Here is a 20323-nt window from a genome sequence, read left to right as displayed (position 1 = left end):
GTCGTGTCCGGCGCGGGACACTCCGTCTGCTCACCTGCCGCCGGGACGAAACGGGTCGCGATGGGATCGATCGAAACGAGCGAAGGCACGCCGGGCAAGGGCTCGGTACTCCTCGCACTCCGCTACTACGGACGGGAACTGACCCGGCAGCGATGGCTGACCGCGCCCGCGATGCTGCTGCCGGCGCTGGGCAACATCGGACTCCACTACATCGCGCCCCTGATCGTCGCGAAGCTGGTCGGCGAGATCGCCGGGGACGAAGGCTCCACCGGCGGCGCCGGGGCGATGCTGCCCCACGTCCTGGGCTTCGCCGGCGTCCTGCTGTTCTCCGAACTGCTCTGGCGCGTCGGGCTGCACTGCCTCAACCGCCTCGACGCCCGCGGCATCGAGCACCTGTACGTCATCGGCATGGACGAGCTCATCGCGAAGGACTCGGCCTTCTTCCACGACAACTTCGCCGGGTCGCTGACCAAGCGGGTGTCCAGCTTCGCCTCCCGCTTCGAGCAGTTCGTCGACACACTGACCTTCTCGGTCATGGGCAACTTCGTGCCGCTGGTGTTCGCCTCGGTGGTGCTGTGGCAGTACGACCCGCTGCTCGTGGCCGGACTGCTGACCCTGATCGGGCTCACGGCACTGGTGGTGACACCCCTGATCCGGCGCCGCCAGGCGCTCGTCGCCGGGCGCGAACGGGCCGTCGCCCGGGTCTCCGGCCACGTCGCCGACACCCTGATGAACATGGAGACGGTCCAGGCGTTCGCCGCGGAGGAACGCGAGGCCGCCGAGCACCGGACACGTGTCGCGGAGTCGCGCCGGCTGATCCTGCGGTCGTGGGACTACGGCAACCTCCGCATCGACACCCTGGTCGCGCCGCTGTCCGTACTGACCAACGTGGTGGGCCTGCTGCTGGCCGTCTCGCTCGCCGGGGGAGAGCTGGGGGTGGAGGCGGTCATCGTCGCCTTCACCTACTACGCCAACGCCACACGGATCATGTTCGAGTTCAACCAGATCTACCGCCGGCTGGAGAGCTCGATGACGGAGGCCGCGCAGTTCACCGACCTGCTGCTGGAACCCCCCACCGTGCTCGACCCCCCGTCGCCCGAACCGCTGCGGCCCGACGGTTCCGACGTCCGCTTCGAGAAGGTGACCTTCGCCCACACGGGCGCGCCGCCGCTCTTCGAGGGGCTCGACCTGGCCGTGCCCGGCGGGACGAAGATCGGTCTCGTCGGCAGGTCCGGCGGCGGCAAGACCACCCTCACCCGGCTGCTGCTGCGCATGGCCGACATCGAGGCCGGCCGAATCCTGATCGGAGGCCAGGACATCAGCAGACTGCGCCGGGCCGACCTGCGCGGCATGATCGCGTACGTGCCGCAGGATCCGGCGATGTTCCACCGCACGCTGAGGGAGAACATCGCGTTCGCCCGGCCCGGCGCCACCGAGGCCGAGATCCGCCGCGCGGCCGAGGCCGCGCACGTCACGGAGTTCGCCGACGCCCTCCCCGCCGGCTTCGACACCATGGTGGGCGAGCGCGGGGTGAAGCTCTCCGGCGGCCAGCGGCAACGGGTCGCCCTCGCCCGCGCCATCCTGCGTGACGCACCGGTCCTGCTTCTCGACGAGGCGACCAGCGCCCTGGACTCCGAGAGCGAGATCCTGGTCCAGGACGCCCTGTGGCGGCTCATGGAGGGGCGGACGGCTCTGGTGGTGGCCCACAGGCTGAGCACCGTCGCCACCATGGACCAGCTCGTCGTCCTCGACCGGGGCAGGATCGTCGAACAGGGCACCCACCAGGAACTGCTCACCGCGGACGGCGCCTACGCCAGGCTCTGGCAGCACCAGTCGGGCGGCTTCCTCGACGAATCCGGTCCGGGCGGCCTCCTCGACGGGACCGCCGCGGGGGCCGAACTGCGCTGAACCCGGCGGCCGGGCCCGGGGTGGCCACCGGGAGACGCGGTGGCCGGGCGGGCCCGGAAGTGGCGCGGCCCCGGGGTGGCGAAGCCGTCCACGAGGCAGAGTGCTGTCCATGAGGGTCTCGGTCGGTCGGTCGCGGCCCGGGGCGTCAGGACACGTGGGGTCCGTACCCCGGGGCCCCGCCCGTTTCCGCGCGGACCCGCGCACAGGGCCCCGCAGCCGATCCTCCGCGCAGCGGGTACGCCCCGCGGATCCGGACCGGCGGACGGCGGGTCCGGACCGGTGGACGGCGGGTCTGGACCGGCGGACGGCGGGTCCGCGAAGGGGCGGCACGGGCCCGCCCCCGATACGATCGAACGGCGGTAAAAGGTGACAAAGGCGAACAAGGGCGGTAGGAGCGGGCCGGGACTACCCGGCGTCCGGGAACACGCCGGACAGCCCCCCGCCCCCGACCGGGAGGCAGGCGGGACACCATGGCGGACGGCCGCGTTCTTTCCGGTTTCCCGCACCGCGCGCGGGTCTCGCCGCTGCGCGGCCGGACCGCCGTGGTGACGGGTGCGGCCCGGGGCATCGGGGCGTCCCTCGCGCTGGGACTCGCCGAGCGGGGGACACGCGTCGCGCTGGTGGGCCTGGAGGAGGACCGGCTGGCGGAGACCGCCCGGTCGCTGCCCTTCGAAGCGGTCCCGTACACCGCCGACACCACCGACCACCGGGCGATGGCCCGGGTCGCGGCACGGATCGAGGAACGGCTGGGCCCGCCGTCCGTCGTGGTGGCCAACGCCGGTGTGGCGACGGGCGGCGCCTTCGAGCGCGAGGCCCCGGACGTCTGGCGCCGGGTGGTCGACGTCAACCTCGTCGGCAGCGCGAACACGGCGCGAGCGTTCCTGCCCGGCCTCGAACGCACCCGCGGCTACTTCCTCCAGATCGCCTCGCTCGCCGCCCTGGCCCCGGCCCCCCTGATGACCGCCTACTGCGCCTCCAAGGCCGGAGCCGAGGCATTCGCGCAGAGCCTGCGCGCGGAGATCGCCCACCGGGGCGTCGGGGTGGGGGTGGCCTTCCTCAGCTGGACGGACACCGAGATGATCCGGGCGGCCGGCCACGAGGACGCCTTCCGCACGCTGCGGTCCCGTCTGCCGTGGCCGGCCGACAAGGTCCACCCCGTCGAGGCCGGTACCGAACGGGTGCTGCGGGGCATCGAGAACCGTTCGCCGTACGTCTACGCCCAGCGCTGGCTGCCGGCTGCCCGCCTGGTCCGCGCCGTGTCCCCGGGACTGGTCGCCCGCCGCTCCCGCCGTGTCCTCGGCGGACCGGACCCGGACGAGGGCCGCCCCACCGGACTGCTGGGCGAAGGCGGCCGGGCCGCCGGCCACGGTCCCCCCGGCGGGGACGGCTGAGCACAGGACACCCGGGCAGCGGGGCGGTACGGGGAGGCCGGGCAGCCGGGCGGCACGGGGCGGGGGAGGCCGGCGCGGCGGGTCAGGGCCTGCCGTCGTCCCCGTCCTCGTCCTGTACGTGGACCGCGGCTTCCTCCGCCGTCGCCGCGCCCCCGTCGATGCCCACGTCCCGGCCGAGCACCCTGTTGTCCCGGCTGGTGACCGGGTCCCCGGCGGCCTCGATACGTCCGGCGCGCCGGTCGCCCGCCTCGTCCTCCTCCGGCCCGTTGTCCTCCGGCTCCGCGTCCTCCACGGCGTCGCCGTCCTCGGCGCTCTCCTCGGCCGCCCGCAGCGGGTCGTCCTCCGGCACCTCCTGGGCGATCCGCTGGTCCAGGGACTCGCCCTCGAGCTGCTCCTCACCCGTGGTGCCGTACTTGGACACACCCAGCGGCTTCTCCGGCGGGGAGTAACCGGTGTCCAGGATGTCGTCGAGACCGGGCTCGTCGAGCACGTTCTCCGGATCGAGCTCGTCCGTCGGCCGGTTGTCCACGTCCGACCCGTCGGGCTGGTACACGTCGTCACCGCGTCCTTCACCGGACATGTGCTGCTCCCTTCCCTCCAGGTTTCCGCGCCCTTCGTCGCCCCGGACCCGGGGCCGCGCGGCATCGCCGCTCTCCTGCCCGGCGAGCGGCAGGTCAATGATCCGAAAAACAGGGGGCGCTCCCCGTGGTGGCCGGCGGGCCCGGCCCGGGAACGGCCGGGCCCGCGGCACGAGGCGGCGGAACGGGTCCCGCCGGCGCGCTCCCGGTCGGCTCCGGCAGCTTACGGCCGATACCGGGGCCGTGCGACCGGGCCGGACGAGGGGACGCCTGCTCCGGTCCGGCGGCTCCGGGGCGCACCCGCGCACCCCCGCGCCCGCCGGCCGGTCCGGGAGCGACCACCACACGCGGGAGCGTGACCCCGCGGCCCATGGGGCGGGGCGGCGATGTGGAGGGCCGGGTGCGGAACACCCGAGCGAGAGGCGGAGCGTCCCGTTCGCGAGGGGGCTCTCCCCCCAGCCTCGGGACCGTCCGGACCCAGCCTCGGGACCGTCCGGGGCCCGCCCGGGACAGCCGGTTTTGTTCACCCGGTGGACCCGTGCCGTCGCACACGCATCGGATCACCGTCCCCGGGCACGCGAGTGGCAGGCACGTGCTCCCCCGATGGCCGCTGCCGAAGGAGTGAGCGGGCGGTGCGCGCCGTGGCTGCGGCCCCGGGGAGCGGCAGGGATATGCGTGCCGGGCAGGGAGCGCCCGCGTACGGCCGTACCGCCGGGCAGCTCCGCGGCCCTGGGTCCGGCCGTCCGCCCGAGCAGGGCCGGCGGGGCCCGTGTCATCGAACCCACCGCACGCCGGCCGGCGACCGGCGGCACAGGAGGAGAAGCAGTGACGGACGACCGAGGAACACAGCCGATCCCGGGTGCGCCGGGCAGCGCGCCCCCGTCGGTGGAGGAGCCGGTGCAGCCGCGTGAGCCGCTGCCGCCCAAGCCCGACCAGACCGGTCCCGAGACGGTCAGCCCCACCGGACAGCCGACCGGGGCCGATCCCGCCCGCAACGCGCAGAGCGGCGCCTACCTCACCACCGCGCAGGGCGCGCGGCTGTACGACACCGACCACTCCCTGAAGGCCGGTCCCCGCGGACCGGTCCTGCTCCAGGACCACCATCTGCGGGAGAAGATCACCCACTTCGACCACGAGCGCATCCCCGAGCGGGTCGTGCACGCGCGCGGGGCCGCGGCCCACGGGGTCTTCCGCGGCTACGGGACGGCCGCGAAGGTCTCCAAGGCGGCCTTCCTCGCGAAGGACGTGGAGACACCGGTGTTCGTGCGGTTCTCCACGGTGCTCGGCTCCCGGGGGTCGGCCGACACGGTCCGCGACACCCGGGGCTTCGCCACGAAGTTCTACACCGAGGAGGGCGTCTTCGACCTCGTCGGCAACAACATGCCGGTGTTCTTCATCCAGGACGCCATCAAGTTCCCCGACATCATCCACGCCGGCAAACCCCACCCCGACCGGGAGATCCCGCAGGCGCAGAGCGCCCACGACACCTTCTGGGACTTCGTCACCCTGCACACCGAGGCGACCCACCACACGCTGTGGAACATGTCGGACCGGGGCATCCCGCGCTCGTACCGCATGATGGAGGGCTTCGGCGTCCACACCTTCCGGCTCGTCGACGCGGAAGGCGGCACCACCCTCGTCAAGTTCCACTGGAAGCCCAAGCTGGGTGTCCACTCCCAGGTCTGGGAGGAGGCCCAGATCACCGGCGGAGTGGACCCCGACTTCCACCGCCGGGACCTGGCCGACGCCATCGAGGCCGGGGCCTTCCCGCAGTGGGAACTGGGTATCCAGACCTTCCCCGACAACCCGGAGCAGACGTTCCGGGGCATCGACCTGCTGGACCCGACGAAGATCGTCCCCGAGGAGATCGCGCCCGTCCAGCCCATCGGGCTGATGACGCTGAACGCCAACCCGTCCAACTTCTTCGCCGAGACCGAACAGGTCGCTTTCCACCTCGGCAACATGGTCCCGGGCATCGACGTCACCAACGACCCGCTGCTCCAGGGGCGGCTGTTCAGCTACGTCGACACCCAGCTCACCCGGCTCGGCGGCCCCAACTTCCCGCAGCTGCCGATCAACCGCACCCACGCCCCGGTCAACGACATGCTCCGGGACGGCATGCACCAGACCGCCGTCCACCGGGGCGTGGCGCCCTACCGGCCCAACTCGCTCGACGGCGGCTGCCCCTTCCACGCGGGCGCGGACACCCGCGCGTTCATCGAGGTGCCGGCCGAGGTCGAAGGACGCAAGGTACGCGAGGCGCCCGAGTCGTTCGACGACCACTTCAGCCAGCCCCGGCTCTTCTGGCTCAGCATGAGCCCGGTGGAACGCGAGCACATCATCGGCGCGTACACCTTCGAACTGGGCAAGTGCTACGAGCAGGCCGTCAAGGAACGCGGTCTCAAGGTGCTCGCCCGTATCGACGGAGAGCTGTGCCGGAAGGTCGCCGCGGGGCTCGGCCTGCCCGTCCCCGAACCGGACGGGCCGCTCGCCGACCCCGAGCCCAGCCCGGCGCTCTCCCAGGTCGGCTCGGTCTGGCCGGTCGACGGGCGCATCATCGGGATCGTCGCGGGACGGGACGCCGACCTCGACGGCGTACGCGCGGTACGCACGGCGGTGCTGGAGGCCGGCATGGTCCCCCTGGTCATCGCGCCCGCCGGAGGCGTCCTCGACGCGGACGGCGAACCGGTCACCGTGCAGCGCACCTTCGCCACCGCCCGGTCCGTCGAGTTCGACGCCGTGCTGCTCGCCGGCGCACCGGGCTCCGGTGCCGATGTGGCCGGGGCGCGCGGCACCCGGGGCGGCGGGGAGCCGGGAGCCGACCCGCGGGTCCTGGTCCTGCTCGACGAGGCGTACCGGCACGGCAAGGCCATCGGGAGCTGGGCCGGGGGCGAGCCGGTGCTGGCCGCGGCCGGTGTGCCCGGGGACGCCCCGGGCGTGGTGAACGGCGGCACGGCCACCGGCGTACTGGAGGAGATCACCCGGCTCCTGGGTGAGCACCGGGTCTGGGACCGGTTCCCCGCCGCCTCCTGACGGCACGGGCCGCGCAGGACGGCCCGGGGGCGGTACCGGAGAACCCGGTACCGCCCCCTTTCCTGTGCGCGGGCCCGCCCCCGGCGGCGCGTACGGAAGCGGCCCCGGCGGGTCTGTCCAGGACCCGGCCGGGCGCCAGGATCCCGGCACCACCGGCGGGGCGGACCGCGAACGGACCGCGGGCGGACCGCCGTCGGCGCCACGGCCCCGGGCCGGGAGGTGCACCATTCCTCCGGAGGCTTCCGGGATTCCGGGTCCGCCTCCAGGCGCGGGGCGGCGAAGCCCCGTGTTCCCGCTCTCGCGTCGGAAACGGTGCCCTCCCTCCGGTATCTGACCGCGGGCCACAGCAGAAAGGAGGACGCCGATGGCTGACGAGACGGTCGGCGTCGTCGGCGCCGGCATCGTGGGCCTGGCCACCGGCCGGGAGATCGCGCTGCGCCGGCCGGGCACCCGGGTCGTGGTGTTCGAGAAGGAGCCGCAGGTCGCCGTCCACCAGACCGGGCACAACTCGGGCGTGGTGCACGCCGGTATCTACTACGCCCCGGGCAGTCTCAAGGCCCGCCTGTGCGTGCGGGGCGTGTCGCTGCTGCGGGAGTACTGCCAGGAGCGCGGGCTCCCCTACCAGGAGACCGGCAAACTGGTCGTGGCCGTCCGCCGGGACGAACTCGGCCGCATGGAGAGCCTCTACGAGCGGGCCAGGAACAACCACGTGCCCGATCTGCGGAAGATCTCCCGGGACGGGATCAGGGAGATCGAGCCCCACGCCGGCGGCATCGCCGCACTCCACTCGCCCCGCACCGCGATCACCGACTACCCCGCGGTCAGCCGGGAGTTCGCCAAGGACATCGAGGCGGCAGGCGGCGGGATCAGAACGGCGTTCCCGGTCACCTCCCTCACCCGGACGGCCGGCGGGATCGAGGTGGGCAACGGAGAGGAACGCGTCCGCGTCGACCGGCTGATCCTCTGCGCGGGACTCCAGTCGGACACCGTCGCCGGACTCGCGGGGGACAGCCGCGCCCCCCGGATCGTCCCCTTCCGGGGCGAGTACATGCTGCTGCGGCCCGACCGCGCCGGCCTGGTGCGCGGTCTGATCTACCCGGTGCCCGACCCGCGCTACCCCTTCCTCGGGGTGCACTTCACCCCCCGGGTGGACGGCTCGGTCGAGGTCGGCCCCAACGCCGTACTGGCCCTCGCCAAGGAGGGCTACCGGCTCCGGGACGTCTCGGTGAGGGACCTGGCCCGGCTCGCCGTCTACCCCGGCGTCCGGAAGATGGCCGCCCAGCACTGGCGGACCGGCGTCAAGGAGTACCGGGGCTCCCTCTCCGCCGCCGCCTTCATGCGGGCGGCGGGCGACTACGTCCCCGGGGTGGGAACCGCGGACGTGGTCCGCGGCGGAGCCGGCGTACGGGCCCAGGCACTCGACCCGGACGGCTCGCTGGTGGACGACTTCCGTATCCACCGGATGGGCCGCGTCACCGCCGTACGCAACGCCCCCTCGCCCGCCGCGACGGCGTCCATGGCCATCGCGGAGCACATCCGCGCCACCGTGTTCACGGGCTCCGGCGGCCCCGTGTGACCGCGCCCGGCCCGGCCGTCCGCGCGGCCACCGCTTGCGCGCCGGACTCTTCGCGCGCCGACCGTGCCGGCTCCGGCGCCCGGCTCGCACCGGGCACCGCCGCCCCGCCCCGGGAAGAGGCAAGGAGAAAGGCGCGTCGGGTCCGTCCGCGCCGGACACGGGCGGCCCCGGAGTCCCCGGTGCCGTGCCGGCGGGAGCCCGGTACGCCGCAGCGCCCGGTCCACCGCTGGAAACGGTGGACCGGGCGCTCGTGAGCTCCGGAGCCCCGGACGGAAGGGGGCGTGGCGCGCGCCGCCCCTTCCGCCGGAGTTCCCGGTGCGCGGGGATCAGCCGCCGGGAGGGTCAGCGGGTGACGCGGAAGCGGTGGATCTGGTCGGCGCCGTCCAGGCCGGCACCCGACTTGTCGACCACGTAGGCGAAGCCGTCGGTGATCTGGACGTGGTTCGGGTTGGCGCCCGTGGCCACGGTGCGGACGACCGTGCCCTTCTTCGGGTTGACGACCGTCGCCGTGGCGGCGGTGCGGTTGACGACCACGATGTTGCCCGTGCGGTCGTCGTCGGCGACGGACAGGGCGCCCGCACCGGTCGGCACGGACTTGGTGACGAGACCCTTCTTGAGGTCGATGACCGAGACGCCGCCGGCGGTCTGGTCGGCGGTGTAGGCGGTCTTGCCGTTCTTCGACAGCGCGACCGCGATCGGCCCGTCGCCCGTGGGGATCAGGCGCGGGGCCTTCGACTTGGCGGTGACCTCGATGAGCTGGTCGCCGTTCAGGTCGGCCGCGTAGAGGGCGCCGGTCTTCTCGTTCAGCGTCAGACCGGTCGGGCCGGAGCCGGCGACGGTGATCCGCTTCTTCTCCTTGAGCGTCCTGGAGTCGAAGGCGACGAGGGTGCCGTCCGTGAAGGCGCTGGCCCACACGGTGTTGTGGCGCTCGTCGACGACGACGTCCCGGGCGTGGTTGACGTTCGGGAGGGTGGCGAGGTGCGCGCCGGTGCGCTGGCTGTAGACGGACACCGTGTTGTTACGGGTGTTGGTCGTCCATACGGTGTTGTGCTCGTCGTCCACCGCCACGCCGTAGACGGCCTCGACCGCGCCCGTGGCGGCGTCGGTGACCGGCGGGACGATGGTCTTCTCGACCTTCAGGCTCCTGGGGTCGATCTTCAGCAGCGCGGACTGCGTGACCGGGGGACGGCCCACGGCGGAGGTCGCCCACAGGACGTTGTTCCGCTCGGAGTAGGAGGACTGGTAGAGGCCCTTCACCAGCGGCGCGACCTTGACGGTGTCGTCGGAGCTGTGCGCGGAGGCGGTGCCCGTCAGCGCGGTGGCGCTGCCTGCGGCGATCGCGACGGCGACGGCGGTGGCACGGGTGACGGTGCGACGGCTTCTGCGGATGGAGGTCATGCTGAGGTCAACTCCCTGACAGATGTCCACGGGGGATCGATAACAACTACAACTTAACTTAGGCTTACCTAAGTAACACGCTTTCAGCTGTGTGACCTAGGCAACAACTTTCCTGTGGGAAAGGTGTGTTGGGGCAGGTCAGGCCTGTGCGGCCGGTCCGCCGGGGCGTCGCCGTACGACGAACAGAGTGGTCGCCGCGGCGCCCGCCGCCCCGCCCGCGGCCGCCGCGGCGGCCGACCAGGCGATCGTCGCGTAGGAGACCGGGGCCTCCGCGGACGCGGCCGTGGCGGTGGTGTCGGTGGTGAGCCGCGGTACGGCGAGGGCCGCGGCCTGCCCGGTGTCGGCGGCCGGCGCCCCGGGGGCGCTCACCGTGATGTCGACCTTGAGCGTGGTGGAGGGGTTGGGCGCGAGGAAGCGCAGCCAGTGGGCCCCGGCGGGCGTCTCCTCCGGGACGGTCACCTCACCCTCGTACGCGCCGGTGGTGTCCGCCTTCCACTGGCCGAGGATCTCCTCGTCGTCGAACTTGACGGTGACCGTCTGCCCTGCGGGGAACTTGGAGACCTTGAAGTGGATCTTCCCGCCCGCCTGTACCTGGCTCGCCGTCACCTCCGCCTTGGCGCCGCGCGAGTTGGAGGCGCTGGCGGGCGCCCCGGAGGCCGCCGGGACAGGAGTCGCCGGACCGCCGGCGGTGCCCCCCGAGGTGCCCGCGGCGGCGTCGGGGCCCGCCTCGGCCCCGCTGGTGACGGTGAAGTCCGCGCGGAGGCTGGTCGAGGGGTTGGGTGCCAGGAAGCGCAGCCAGTGCGCGCCCTTCACGGCGTCGGCCGGGACGGTGACGGAACCGGAGAAGGAACCGTCCGCGCCGATGCCCGTCCACTGGCCGATGATCTTCGAGTCGTCCAGTTTGACCGTGAGCTGCTGGCCGGCCGGGAAGCCGGTCACCCGGAAGGACACCCTGCCGCCCGCCGCGACCTGCGAGCCCGCGGTGATCGTGGCGGAGGCGGCGCCGGAACCGCTCTCGGAGCCGCCGGTGCCGGAGCCGCCGGTGGAGCCGGTGGAGCCGCCCGTACCTGACCCGCCCGAGCCGCCGGTGGAACCGCCCGTGCCGGAACCGCCGGTGGAGCCGCCCGACCCGCCGGTGGAGCCGCCCGTGCCGGAGCCCGTCACCGTGAAGTCGGCCTTCAGGCTGGTGGAGGGGTCGGGTGCCAGGAAGCGCAGCCAGTGGGCCCCGGCCCCGGCGGAGGCGGGCACGGTCACCGACGCGGTGAGGGTGCCGTCGGCCTTGACGGCCCCCGGCCACTGGCCGATTATCTCGCTGTCGTCCAGCTTGACGGTGACGCTCTGCCCCTTGACGAACCCGGAGAGGGTGAAGGTGAGCTTCCCGCCCGCCGTCACCGAGGACCCGGCCAGCTTCACCTTCGGGGCGGCGGCCGGGGCGGTCGGGGTGGGCGTCGGCTTCGGTGTCGGCTCGGCGGGTGTGGGTGTGGGTGTGGGTGTGGGGGAGGGCGTATCGGCCGTCACCGTCAGGTTCTCGCTCCTGACGCTCGTCTGCGGAGCCAGGAAGCGCAGCCAGTGCTCCCCGCCCGGAGCCGCGGAGGCGGGCACGGTCACCCGGCCCGACGCGCTGCCGTCGGCACCGATCGGGAAGTCCCGCAGGAGTACGTCCTTGTCGTCGAACTTCACGGCCAGGTTCGCCCCGGCGGGGAAGCCGGTCACCTTGAAGCCCACCTCGCCGCCCGCCTTCACCGAGGCCGATCCAAGGGTGACGGAGGGGGCCACGGTGTCCGCGACGAGTGCGACGGAACCGGTCGCGTCCGTCCCGGTGGGTCCCGCCGCGGCCAAGGGGGCGGCGAGGGCGCCGGCGGCGAGCGTGGCACCGGCGGCGAGCGCGGCGACGCGGCCCAGCCGGGGGCGGGAGGGGGCCTGTGCGGGCGTGCGGGAGGGTCTGGCAGGGGACATGATGTGCTGCTCCTGGCGGGCGGAGAGAGGTGAAGTGGGGGACGGCGCACGGAAGTCCGGCGCTCAGGCGCGACCGGAAGCGGTCAAGTGCACTTAGGCTAGCCTATCCTTACTTTTTGTGGTGCTGTTGTCCGGAACCCCCTCCGCGGACGGGGGCGCGCGAAAGGTAAGGTGACCCTAAGAGATCCGAACGGCAAGGGAGTCCGGGCACCGCGAGCCGGGAGCCTCTTCCGTCCGGAGCTCCAAGGCCGGCCGGTCCGAGCCACTCGACCTCGTCGTTCGGAGTCCTTTCGTGATCACGTGTACGCCCCCGCGGGACGCCCCGCACCGACCTCCGAGGCTCGCGCGTCCGGACGGACCGGCGAGGCTCGCCCGACCCGGCTTCCCGCTGCCCGGCCCCGAGGGGACCGAAGCGTTCTGGGCCACCGTGCGCGAGGGCGGCGGACCGGTCGTCTCGCCCGACCCCGAGGGCGAGGCGGACCACCGCGCCGTGACGTTCCTGTGGCGCGGAACCCCCGCCACCCGGGCCGTCCAGGTCCTCCCCAACAAGCTCGGCGACCCCCGGGACCCGGCGGGCAACCTGATGGAGCACCTGCCCGGCACGGACGTCTGGCACTGGACCCTGCGCCTGCGCCACGACTGGCGTGGCACCTACGACTTCTACGTCGACGAGGGCGACGGCCCGCAGACCGGCACCCCCGGCTACTGGCAGTGGCTGCGCACCCGCCGCCGCCCCGACCCCCACAACCCGCGCACCCTGCCGCGCCGCTGGAGCGGCGACCCGGTCTCCTACGCCGAACTCCCGGCCGCCCCGCGGGCGGTGGACTGGCAGCCGAGGCCCGGGGTGCCGCGCGGCCGCGTCGCGGCCCATGACGTACCGGACCGGGATACCGGCGGCAGCCGCCGCGTCTGGATGTACGAACCGCCGCTGCCCGACGGGCACACCGGGGACCTGCCGGTCCTCGTGCTCCTCGACGGGGAGCACTGGCAGCCGAACCTCGGCGTGGCCACCTTGCTGGACAACCTCGTCGCCGACGGCCGCATCCCGCCGCTCGTCGCGCTGCTGCCGGAGTCCGTGGACGCGGACAGGCGCTGGGCGGACATGACGTGCCGCCCGGAGTTCGCCGCCTTCCTCGCCGACGAGCTGCTGCCCTGGGCCGCCGCCCGGCTCCCCGTCACCAAGGACCCCGCGCGCACCGTCGTCGCCGGGCAGAGCCTGGGCGGGCTGTGCGCCGCCCACACCGCCCTGTCCGCTCCGGGCCGTTTCGGCAACGCCCTGGTGCAGTCGGGGTCCTTCTGGTGGCCCGACGGCCCCGGCGCCGAATGGCTCACCGAGCAGATCGGACGCGGCCCGCGGATCCCCGTCCGCTTCCGGCTCTCCTTCGGCGAGCAGGAATGGGTCGCCCTGCCCGCCGCCCGCCGGCTGCGCGACACCCTGGCCGCCGCCGGCTACCACGACGCCACCTACCACGAGTTCAACGGCGGCCACGACTACCTCTGCTGGCGCACCGAACTCGCCGACGGGCTGGTGGAACTGCTGTCCCCCCGGCCGTAGGACGAGACCGGCCGCTCCGCGAGGGCGGCGACGGCGCACGCGTGCAGGGCCGCCCCGGCCGCTCCGGAACCAGCCGCTGGACAAGCGCACGAGGAACTCGCCACCCTGTTCCCCGTGATCACTTCCTGCGCCCTGCGCGGACGGGCCGCCGCCGGCCTCGCCGCCGTGCTGCTGGCGTCCTCGTTGCTCGCCGTACCCGCCGGCGCCTCCGCGGCGGCCACCCGGGCGGACGTGCCCGACTACCCGGCCGTGGACTCCGGCTTCCCGCTCGGGGACGGTACGGCACCGAGGAGCGGGGTCACCCGGCTGGGCCCCGGAGTCACCTACCGGGTGTACTCCCAGGGATCGGCGGCCGACGACACGTGGGCGGTGTGGGTGCGGTTCCCCGACGGCCAGGAGATGACCACCGTCGCCGCCACGGCCACGGCGCACGCCCAGGGCCTGCGGGACGCCGGATTCCCCGCCTCGGTGATGCCGCTGGACTCGCCCGCCTCGGCCGACACGTACGCGATGACCTTCTACGGCGTGCGTGTCGGCCCATACGGCACAGCCGCCGAAGCGGCAAACGCGCGCACCGGGCTGAAGGAATCGGGCTACGCGAGCACCCGCACGTTCTTCACGGCCGAGACGAATCCCGGCAGCCGCGGTCCCTGGCAGATCCGCGTCATCACCGTCGCCCCCGGTGCCCAGGCCGACGTCCGCACCGAACACGGTGCGGACGTGTCCGGTTCCCAGACGGTGAAGCAGATGGCGGCCCCGGCCGGTGCGCTGGCCGCTGTCAACGGCACCGAGTTCGACATCGCGTCCCCGAACAACCCGGACTTCCTCGGGTACGAGGGCGTCCCGCAGGGCCTCTACGTACGGAACAACGTTCTGCTCGGCGCACCGAACAACGGGCGGACCGCGCTTCTTCTGAACGCCGCCGGGGGCGGCCACCGGATCACCGAGACCAGCTCCCGCACCTGGGTGTCCGCCCCCGGCAAGGGGGAGCGGGAGATCGACGGGCTGAACCGCGTAGCGGGCCAGGTACTCGGCTGCGGCGGAGTCGGCGGAGACTTCCGCCAGTCCGCAGACGGCCCGACGCCCTGGACGGCCCCCCTGCGCAACGGCACCTGCTACGACCCCGACGAAATCGTGGTGTTCCGCCCGGAGTGGGGCGCCGTCACACCCGGACCCGCCCGGAAATGGGCCGGTACGCCGGTCACCGAAGCAGTGCTGAACGGCGACTGGGAAGTCCTCGGCATCCGGCACGAGCCAGGACCGGTCCCGGCGGGCGGACGCGTCCTCCAGGGCATCGGCCGGGGCGGGGCATGGCTCGCCACCCTCACGCCCGGTACCGAGGTCACACCGCGCACGACGATCCTCGGCCCCGACGGAGCCTCGGTGACCTCGCCGGCCTTCTCCGCCGTCGCGGGCGGGACCCCGGCCCTGCTGCGTGACGGCCGGATCATGCTCAACCCCGCGGCCAACGGCATGGCCCACGTCTCCTGCCGCCTTCCCGCGCCCGGGAGCGGCTGCCGGCCCAGCGGCGTGCTGACCGCCCGGCACGCCCGTACCCTGGCCGGCGTCTCCGCGGAGGGCCACCTGATGCTCGTCACCATCGACGGCCGCAACCCCCTGTACAGCGTCGGTGCGAGCCTGCCGGAGGCCGCACAGGTCATGCGCTGGCTCGGTGCCCGCGACGCCGTGGGACTCGGCAGCGGCGGCGACACCACCATGGTGGTCGGAGGAAGCCTCTACAACCGGCCGTGGGACGAGTGGGAGGACACCGCGCCGCGTGAACGCCCCATGAGCACCGCCGTGGTCGTCGTACCGCGTTCCTCCTCCTGACCCCCGCCGGACACCGGCCCCCGGGCGGGCGGACCGGTGCCGCTCCGGCTGCCGGGCCGCCGTGCGGACGGCCGGCCCGGCAGCCGTCCGTTCACCGGGCCGGCTCCAGCACGGTCACGCAGGAGGCGTACGGAGCCGGCCCGAAGCGCACCGACCACCCCGCGGGCACCTCGCGCCACACCGGCCACAGGGACGTACGCCCCGCGGAGTTCTCCAGCACCAGATGGGTGCCGCTCTCCCCGGCCGCCGGATCGAACGGGCCTGCCTCACCGCTCATGCGTCGAGCTCCTTCAGCCGGGCCGCCAGCACGGCGGCGATGTCGTCGAGGAACCGGTCCAGCATCAACTGCGGGTGGGTGCAGTCGAGGTCGTGGTTCACGATCCCTCCGGTCACATGGGGCCGCCATGCCTCGTACGTCAGCCAGTCCTCCGCCCGCGGTGCCGCCGCCGTGAAGAACAGCAGGTCACCGTCGAAGACCCGGTGCACATGCTCACGCATCATGCGGGCGTGGTTGGGCACGATGTCCACGATCTTCGACAGGGTCAGGTCGCTGAGCCCGGCCAGCGGGCTGCCCGCCCGGCGCAGCGTGGCCACCACATCGGCCCTGGTCCGCTCGCCGGTCCGCTCGAAGCCCGCCATCCGCAGCACCGCGGTGAGCGCGTCGCCCTCCTCGGGCGCGGGCCGGTCCCGCCACTGCTCGGCCGGGAACGAGTCGAGCAGCGCGAGGAGTTCGACCTCCTCCCCGGCCTCCTGGAGCATCACCGCCACCGCGTGGGCCAGCACCCCGCCGACCGACCAGCCCAGCAGCCGGTACGGACCGTGCTCCCGCACCCGGCGGATGTGCGCCACGTAGTCGGCCGCCTCCTCCTGGAGGGTGCGCGGCAGCGGCTCGTCCCGGACCAGACCGCGGGCCTGGATGCCGTACAGCGGCCGGCCCGGCCCCAGCCGGGACGACAGGCCCGCGTAGCACCAGGCGATACCGCCCGCCGGGTGGATGGCGAACAGCGGCGGGTGCTCCTCGCCGCCGCGCAGCCGCAGGACGACGTCCAGCGCGTCCTCCCCGGCCGCCTCCCCCGTCGCCAGACGGGCCGCCAGCGCGGCCGGGGTGGCCGCCTCGAAGAGCGTCCCGATGGTCAGTTCGGCTCCGAGCGCCTCCCGCACCATCCCCACCAGCCGCACCGCCAGCAGCGAGGTGCCGCCCAGGTCGAAGAAGGCGTCGTCCGGGCCGACCCGGTCCACCCCGAGGACCTCCGCGAACAGCCGGGTCAGGGTCTCCTCCCGGACTCCCGAGGGGCGCCGTGAACCCTCCTGGCCGCCGAAGGCGGGGGCGGGCAGCTCCCGGCGGTCCAGCTTGCCGTTGGGGCTCAGCGGGAACACGTCCAGCACCACCACCGAGGCCGGCACCATGTGCTCCGGCAGCTCCCTGCCCAGCGCGGCGCGCACGGCGGCGGGATCGGCGTCCCCGGTCACATAGCCGACCAGCAGCTGGTCGCCGGGCCGGTCCTCGCGGACCAGGGCACACGCCCCGTCCACCCCGTCCTGGGCTGCCAGCGCCGCCTCGATCTCACCGAGTTCGATGCGCTGCCCCCGCAGCTTGACCTGGTGGTCCGTACGCCCGAGGTACTCCACCTCGCCCTTGCCGGTCCAGCGGGCCAGGTCACCCGTACGGTACATCCGGCTGCCCGGCCGGCCGAAGGGATCGGCGACGAAACGGGACGCCGTGAGCTCGTCCCGGCCCAGATAGCCGTCGGCGAGCTGACGGCCCGCCAGGTAGAGCTCGCCCGGCACACCCGGCGGACACGGCTGCAGCGCCGCGTCCAGCACGTACAGCCGGGTGTTCCACACCGGCCTGCCGATCGGCACGGGGCCCGTGTCCTCCGGCGCGCACGCGTGGTAGGTGACGTCGACGGCCGCCTCCGTGGGGCCGTACAGATTGTGCAGGCCGGCGAGGGGCAGCGCGCGGAGGAAGGCGTTCGCGGTCTCCCGGGGCAGCGCCTCACCGCTGCAGAACACCCGGCGCAGACTGCCGCACGCCTCCAGGTCCGCCTCGGCCAGGAACACCTGGAGCATCGACGGCACGAAGTGGCAGGTGGTGATCCGCTGTTCGCGGATGAGCGAGGCGAGGTAGGCCGGGTCCTTGTGCCCGCCCGGATCGGCGACGACCAGGACCGCCCCCTGGCGCAGCGGCCAGAAGAACTCCCACACGGACACGTCGAAGGACGACGGGGTCTTCTGCAGCACCCGGTCCCCGGCCGTCAGACCGTACTCGTCCTGCATCCAGCGCAGCCGGTTGTCGATCGCCCCGTGCGGGACCACGACCCCCTTGGGCCGGCCCGTGGAACCGGAGGTGTAGATGACGTACGCCGGATGAGCCGGCGTCAGCGGACGGCACGGGTTCGACCACAGGTAGCCCGAGAGGTCCAGACCGTCCAGGACCACCACCGGGGTGGAGGCGCCCGCGGGCAGCCGGTGGGCCGTGTCCGCGACCGCGCACACCGGAGCCGCGTCGTCCAGCATGTAGGCGACCCGCTGCGCCGGGTACTCCGGGTCCAGGGGCAGATAGGCGGCCCCCGCCTTCAGCACCGCGAGTAGCGAGACCACCAGGTCCACCGAACGCGGCAGCGACACCGCCACCACCGTCCCCGGACGGGCCCCGAGCGTCCGCAGGTGCCGGGCCAGCCGGTTGGCCCGGGTGTTCAGCTCGGCGTAGGTGAGCGTGCCGGTGCCGTGGACCAGCGCGGTCGCGTCCGGGGTGCGGGCGGCCTGCGCCTCGATCGGGCCGATCAGCGTCGTCGGCGGCAGTTCCCGGTCCGTGGCGTTGAACGTCTCGGTGACCAGGGCGTGTTCGGCCGGCGTGGCGATGGTGTGCACGGCGGTCGGGGCGTGCGGGTCGGCGCGCACCAGACGCGCCACCAGACCGAGGAACCGTTCCTGGTGGGCGGCCAGGGCGTCCTCGTCGTACAGGGCCGGGTTGCCGTCGTGGTCGATACGCAGACCGCGGCCGTCGGCCCGGTCGTAGATGTTCACCGTCAGGTCGTCGACCGGTCCGGCGGACAGGTTGCGGGCGCGCACGGGGGCACCGGCGAAGTCCAGGGCGTAGTCGAAGGGCATGACGTTGACGAGCGGACCCACCAGGCCCCGGTTCTCGCCCAGCAGCCGCAGGTCGCGGCGGATGTCCTCGTAGCGGTAGCGCTGGTGGCGGCGCACCCGGCGGATGCCGAGCACCACCTGGCGGACCAGCTCGGCGAACGTCGCCCCGGGGGAGACGGTCAGCCGCAGCGGCAGCACGTTCATCACCATGCCGGGCACCCGCAGCGCGACCGAGCCCAGCCGCCCCATCATGGGCAGGCCGAGCACCACCTCGCGCCGGCCCGTCGCCCGGGACGTGTACAGCGCCTGGGCGGCGATCAGGACATCGGGCCAGGTCGCCTTCAGCCGGCCGGCCAGCTCCCGCACCCCGTCGGCCGCCGCCGGCTCCAGAAGGGCGGTCCTCCGGTGGAAGGTACGCGAGGGCAGCGCGCCCCGGCCCGCGAGCCGGGGCACCTCGGGCCGGTCGCCGAACTCCAGGCTCCAGTGCGCCCGGTCCGCGTCGAAGGCCTCGGAGGCACGGTACGCCTCGTCCTCGGCGACCAGGTCGGCGAGCGACCCGAAGACCCGCGGCCCGGGCTCCGCGCCGCCCGCCAGCGCCGTGTAGACCTCGGCGGTGCGCCGGACGAGCAGGGAGTAGCCGAAGCCGTCCATCACCAGGTGGTGGATCCTCAGGTACCAGAGCCAGCGCGCCTCACCGACCCGGAACAGCGCGTGCCGGAACAGCGGCCCCTCCGCCAGGTCGAACGGCTCGGCCAGATCGGCGCGCATCCACTCCTCGGCCCGCAGGTCCGGCTCACCGGTCTCCCGCAGGTCGTGCACGGACAGCGGCAGCCGGACCGAGCCGGCCAGGTACTGGCGCGGGCCCTCGGCACCGCTTCGCACCCGGACCCGCAGGGCGTCGGCCTCACCGGTCACCCGGTCGAGGGCGCCGGCGAACAGCCCCGCGTCGAGCGGCCCGTCGATCTCCAGGCACTCCGCCGTGTTCTGCGCCGGACTGAGCGGGTCGAGCGACTGGGCGTACCACATGCCCGCCTGGGCTGCGGTCAGCGGGAGCACCGCCTCCGGCCCGCCGGGACCGGCCGTGCCGCCGGCGAGCGGGCCCGTCACGACCCGGCTCCCAGCAGGGCTCCCCAGGCCTCGACGGCGGGCTGCTCGGCCAGGTCGGCGAAGTCCGCCTGCACACCGTGGTCACGGCGCCAGCGTCCGAGCAGCGCCATGATGCGTACCGAGTCGAGGCCGTAGTCCAGCAGGTTCTCGTCCATGGGTATGTCCGCGGGGTCCTCGCCGAGCGAGTCGGCGACATCGGCGCGGATCTGTTCCAGGGTGAGTGCCATGACGTCTCAGATCTCCTTCAGCAGCGCATCGGTGGTGGTCACGGCCGCGCAGCGGCCGGCGGCGTAACGCAGCGCCATGTCGTGGTCCTCACGGGAGAAGTCGGCCACCGCGTCGGCCACGACGAAGGCCCGGATGTCCCGCATCCACGCGTCGCAGGCACTCATGAGCACACCGATGTGGGCGTAGACACCCGTGACGACCAGCTGGTCGCGGCCGGATCCGCGCAGCACCTCCTCCAGCCGGGTGCGCACGAACGCGCTGTACTTCCACTTGGTCAGGACGATGTCCCCGTCCGCCGGGGCGACGGCCTCCGGGACGGCCAGCGCCTCGGGGTCGTCGGCCGCCCCGGGCCCCCAGAAGTCGAGCTGGAGGCCGCGTTCCTCGGGGGTCTGGCCGCCCTTCTGCGCCGAGTAGACCACCGGGACCCCCGCCCGGCGGCAGGCTTTGATGATCCGGGCGGTGTTGTCGAGCATGCCGGTCAGCGGCTGCTCGCCCGCCGGGTAGGCGCTGAGGAAGTGGTTCTGCAGATCGTGGACGAGGAGCACGGCGCGGCCCGGGTCGACCGTCCAGTCGACGCGGTTGGCGGGCAGTTCGGCTCCGGTCGGCAGGGCGTAGGGAGCGATGGCGGGAAGTGCCATGGGGAGAGGGACCTTTCGGTGCCGCGCGGAGCGGC

The 20323-nt window shown here is 73.8% G+C and carries 13 protein-coding genes; 6 read left to right on the top strand and 7 right to left on the bottom strand.

The features are described from left to right. Positions 1–60: 60 nt before the first annotated feature. Together CP967_RS01560 and CP967_RS01555 are read left to right on the top strand one after the other, a co-directional pair. On the top strand, positions 61–1908 hold the full coding sequence (locus tag CP967_RS01560; RefSeq protein WP_150486178.1) for an ABC transporter ATP-binding protein: 1848 nt from the start codon (positions 61–63) through the stop codon (positions 1906–1908). Between the two features lie 470 nt (positions 1909–2378). Next, on the top strand, positions 2379–3299 hold the full coding sequence (locus CP967_RS01555; RefSeq protein ID WP_150486177.1) for an SDR family oxidoreductase: 921 nt from the start codon (positions 2379–2381) through the stop codon (positions 3297–3299). 82 nt (positions 3300–3381) lie between these two features. Here CP967_RS01555 and CP967_RS01550 read toward each other — a convergent pair whose 3' ends face one another. After that, positions 3382–3879 carry a DUF5709 domain-containing protein gene (locus CP967_RS01550; protein WP_150486176.1) on the bottom strand — a complete coding sequence of 166 codons (498 nt, stop codon included), beginning with the start codon at positions 3877–3879 and terminating at the stop codon, positions 3382–3384. Positions 3880–4702: 823 nt separating this feature from the next. Here CP967_RS01550 and CP967_RS01545 point away from each other — a divergent pair. After that, positions 4703–6910 carry a catalase gene (locus tag CP967_RS01545; RefSeq protein ID WP_167535305.1) on the top strand — a complete coding sequence of 736 codons (2208 nt, stop codon included), beginning with the start codon at positions 4703–4705 and terminating at the stop codon, positions 6908–6910. Between the two features lie 364 nt (positions 6911–7274). Continuing rightward, complete coding sequence (lhgO, locus tag CP967_RS01540) at positions 7275–8486, top strand: L-2-hydroxyglutarate oxidase (RefSeq protein WP_150486174.1); 1212 nt, start codon at positions 7275–7277, stop codon at positions 8484–8486. 342 nt (positions 8487–8828) lie between these two features. Here the strand turns inward: lhgO and CP967_RS01535 are convergent, their stop codons facing one another. Further along, positions 8829–9884 carry a YncE family protein gene (locus tag CP967_RS01535; protein ID WP_150486173.1) on the bottom strand — a complete coding sequence of 352 codons (1056 nt, stop codon included), beginning with the start codon at positions 9882–9884 and terminating at the stop codon, positions 8829–8831. 138 nt (positions 9885–10022) lie between these two features. Continuing rightward, entirely contained in the window at positions 10023–11840 is a 1818-nt protein-coding gene (locus tag CP967_RS34270; protein WP_190175385.1) for a hypothetical protein, read from the bottom strand. A gap of 292 nt (positions 11841–12132) precedes the next feature. Here CP967_RS34270 and fes point away from each other — a divergent pair, with 292 nt between their 5' ends. Together fes and CP967_RS01520 are read left to right on the top strand one after the other, a co-directional pair. After that, complete coding sequence (gene fes, locus CP967_RS01525) at positions 12133–13395, top strand: enterochelin esterase (RefSeq protein ID WP_150486172.1); 1263 nt, start codon at positions 12133–12135, stop codon at positions 13393–13395. Positions 13396–13509: 114 nt separating this feature from the next. Beyond that, entirely contained in the window at positions 13510–15225 is a 1716-nt protein-coding gene (locus CP967_RS01520) for a phosphodiester glycosidase family protein (RefSeq protein WP_150486171.1), read from the top strand. A 91-nt stretch (positions 15226–15316) separates the two neighbouring features. Here CP967_RS01520 and CP967_RS01515 read toward each other — a convergent pair whose 3' ends face one another. The 4 genes from CP967_RS01515 to CP967_RS01500 are packed head-to-tail and all read right to left on the bottom strand — an operon-like array spanning position 15317 to position 20288. Beyond that, positions 15317–15502: an MbtH family NRPS accessory protein gene (locus tag CP967_RS01515; protein ID WP_150486170.1), complete on the bottom strand. Its 186-nt coding sequence runs from the start codon at positions 15500–15502 to the stop codon at positions 15317–15319. After that, positions 15499–19422 (bottom strand): amino acid adenylation domain-containing protein, encoded by a 3924-nt coding sequence (locus tag CP967_RS01510; RefSeq protein WP_268253067.1) that lies wholly within the window; start codon positions 19420–19422, stop codon positions 15499–15501. The genes CP967_RS01515 and CP967_RS01510 overlap by 4 nt, the downstream gene beginning before the upstream one ends. Continuing rightward, entirely contained in the window at positions 19419–19649 is a 231-nt protein-coding gene (locus tag CP967_RS01505; RefSeq protein ID WP_150486169.1) for a phosphopantetheine-binding protein, read from the bottom strand. Before CP967_RS01505 ends, CP967_RS01510 begins: the two co-directional genes overlap by 4 nt. 6 nt (positions 19650–19655) lie before the next feature. Next, positions 19656–20288, bottom strand: a complete 633-nt coding sequence (locus CP967_RS01500) for an isochorismatase family protein (RefSeq protein WP_150486168.1) — start codon at positions 20286–20288, stop codon at positions 19656–19658. Between the last annotated feature and the right edge of the window lie 35 nt (positions 20289–20323).

This window comes from Streptomyces nitrosporeus, from assembly GCF_008704555.1.
Classification (GTDB): domain Bacteria; phylum Actinomycetota; class Actinomycetes; order Streptomycetales; family Streptomycetaceae; genus Streptomyces; species Streptomyces nitrosporeus.
The sequence above is the reverse complement of the archived record's forward strand: the minus strand, read 5'-3'. Positions and strand labels throughout refer to the sequence as shown.

What these genes read in the sequence shown, in the direction of transcription:
- CP967_RS01515 (WP_150486170.1), bottom strand. Translation starts at nt 15,502, where the DNA reads ATGAGCGGTGAGGCAGGCCCGTTCGATCCGGCGGCCGGGGAGAGCGGC.
- CP967_RS01560 (WP_150486178.1), top strand. Translation starts at nt 61, where the DNA reads ATGGGATCGATCGAAACGAGCGAAGGCACGCCGGGCAAGGGCTCGGTA.
- CP967_RS01550 (WP_150486176.1), bottom strand. Translation starts at nt 3,879, where the DNA reads ATGTCCGGTGAAGGACGCGGTGACGACGTGTACCAGCCCGACGGGTCG.
- CP967_RS01555 (WP_150486177.1), top strand. Translation starts at nt 2,379, where the DNA reads ATGGCGGACGGCCGCGTTCTTTCCGGTTTCCCGCACCGCGCGCGGGTC.
- CP967_RS01535 (WP_150486173.1), bottom strand. Translation starts at nt 9,884, where the DNA reads ATGACCTCCATCCGCAGAAGCCGTCGCACCGTCACCCGTGCCACCGCC.
- CP967_RS34270 (WP_190175385.1), bottom strand. Translation starts at nt 11,840, where the DNA reads ATGTCCCCTGCCAGACCCTCCCGCACGCCCGCACAGGCCCCCTCCCGC.
- CP967_RS01500 (WP_150486168.1), bottom strand. Translation starts at nt 20,288, where the DNA reads ATGGCACTTCCCGCCATCGCTCCCTACGCCCTGCCGACCGGAGCCGAA.
- CP967_RS01505 (WP_150486169.1), bottom strand. Translation starts at nt 19,649, where the DNA reads ATGGCACTCACCCTGGAACAGATCCGCGCCGATGTCGCCGACTCGCTC.
- lhgO (WP_150486174.1), top strand. Translation starts at nt 7,275, where the DNA reads ATGGCTGACGAGACGGTCGGCGTCGTCGGCGCCGGCATCGTGGGCCTG.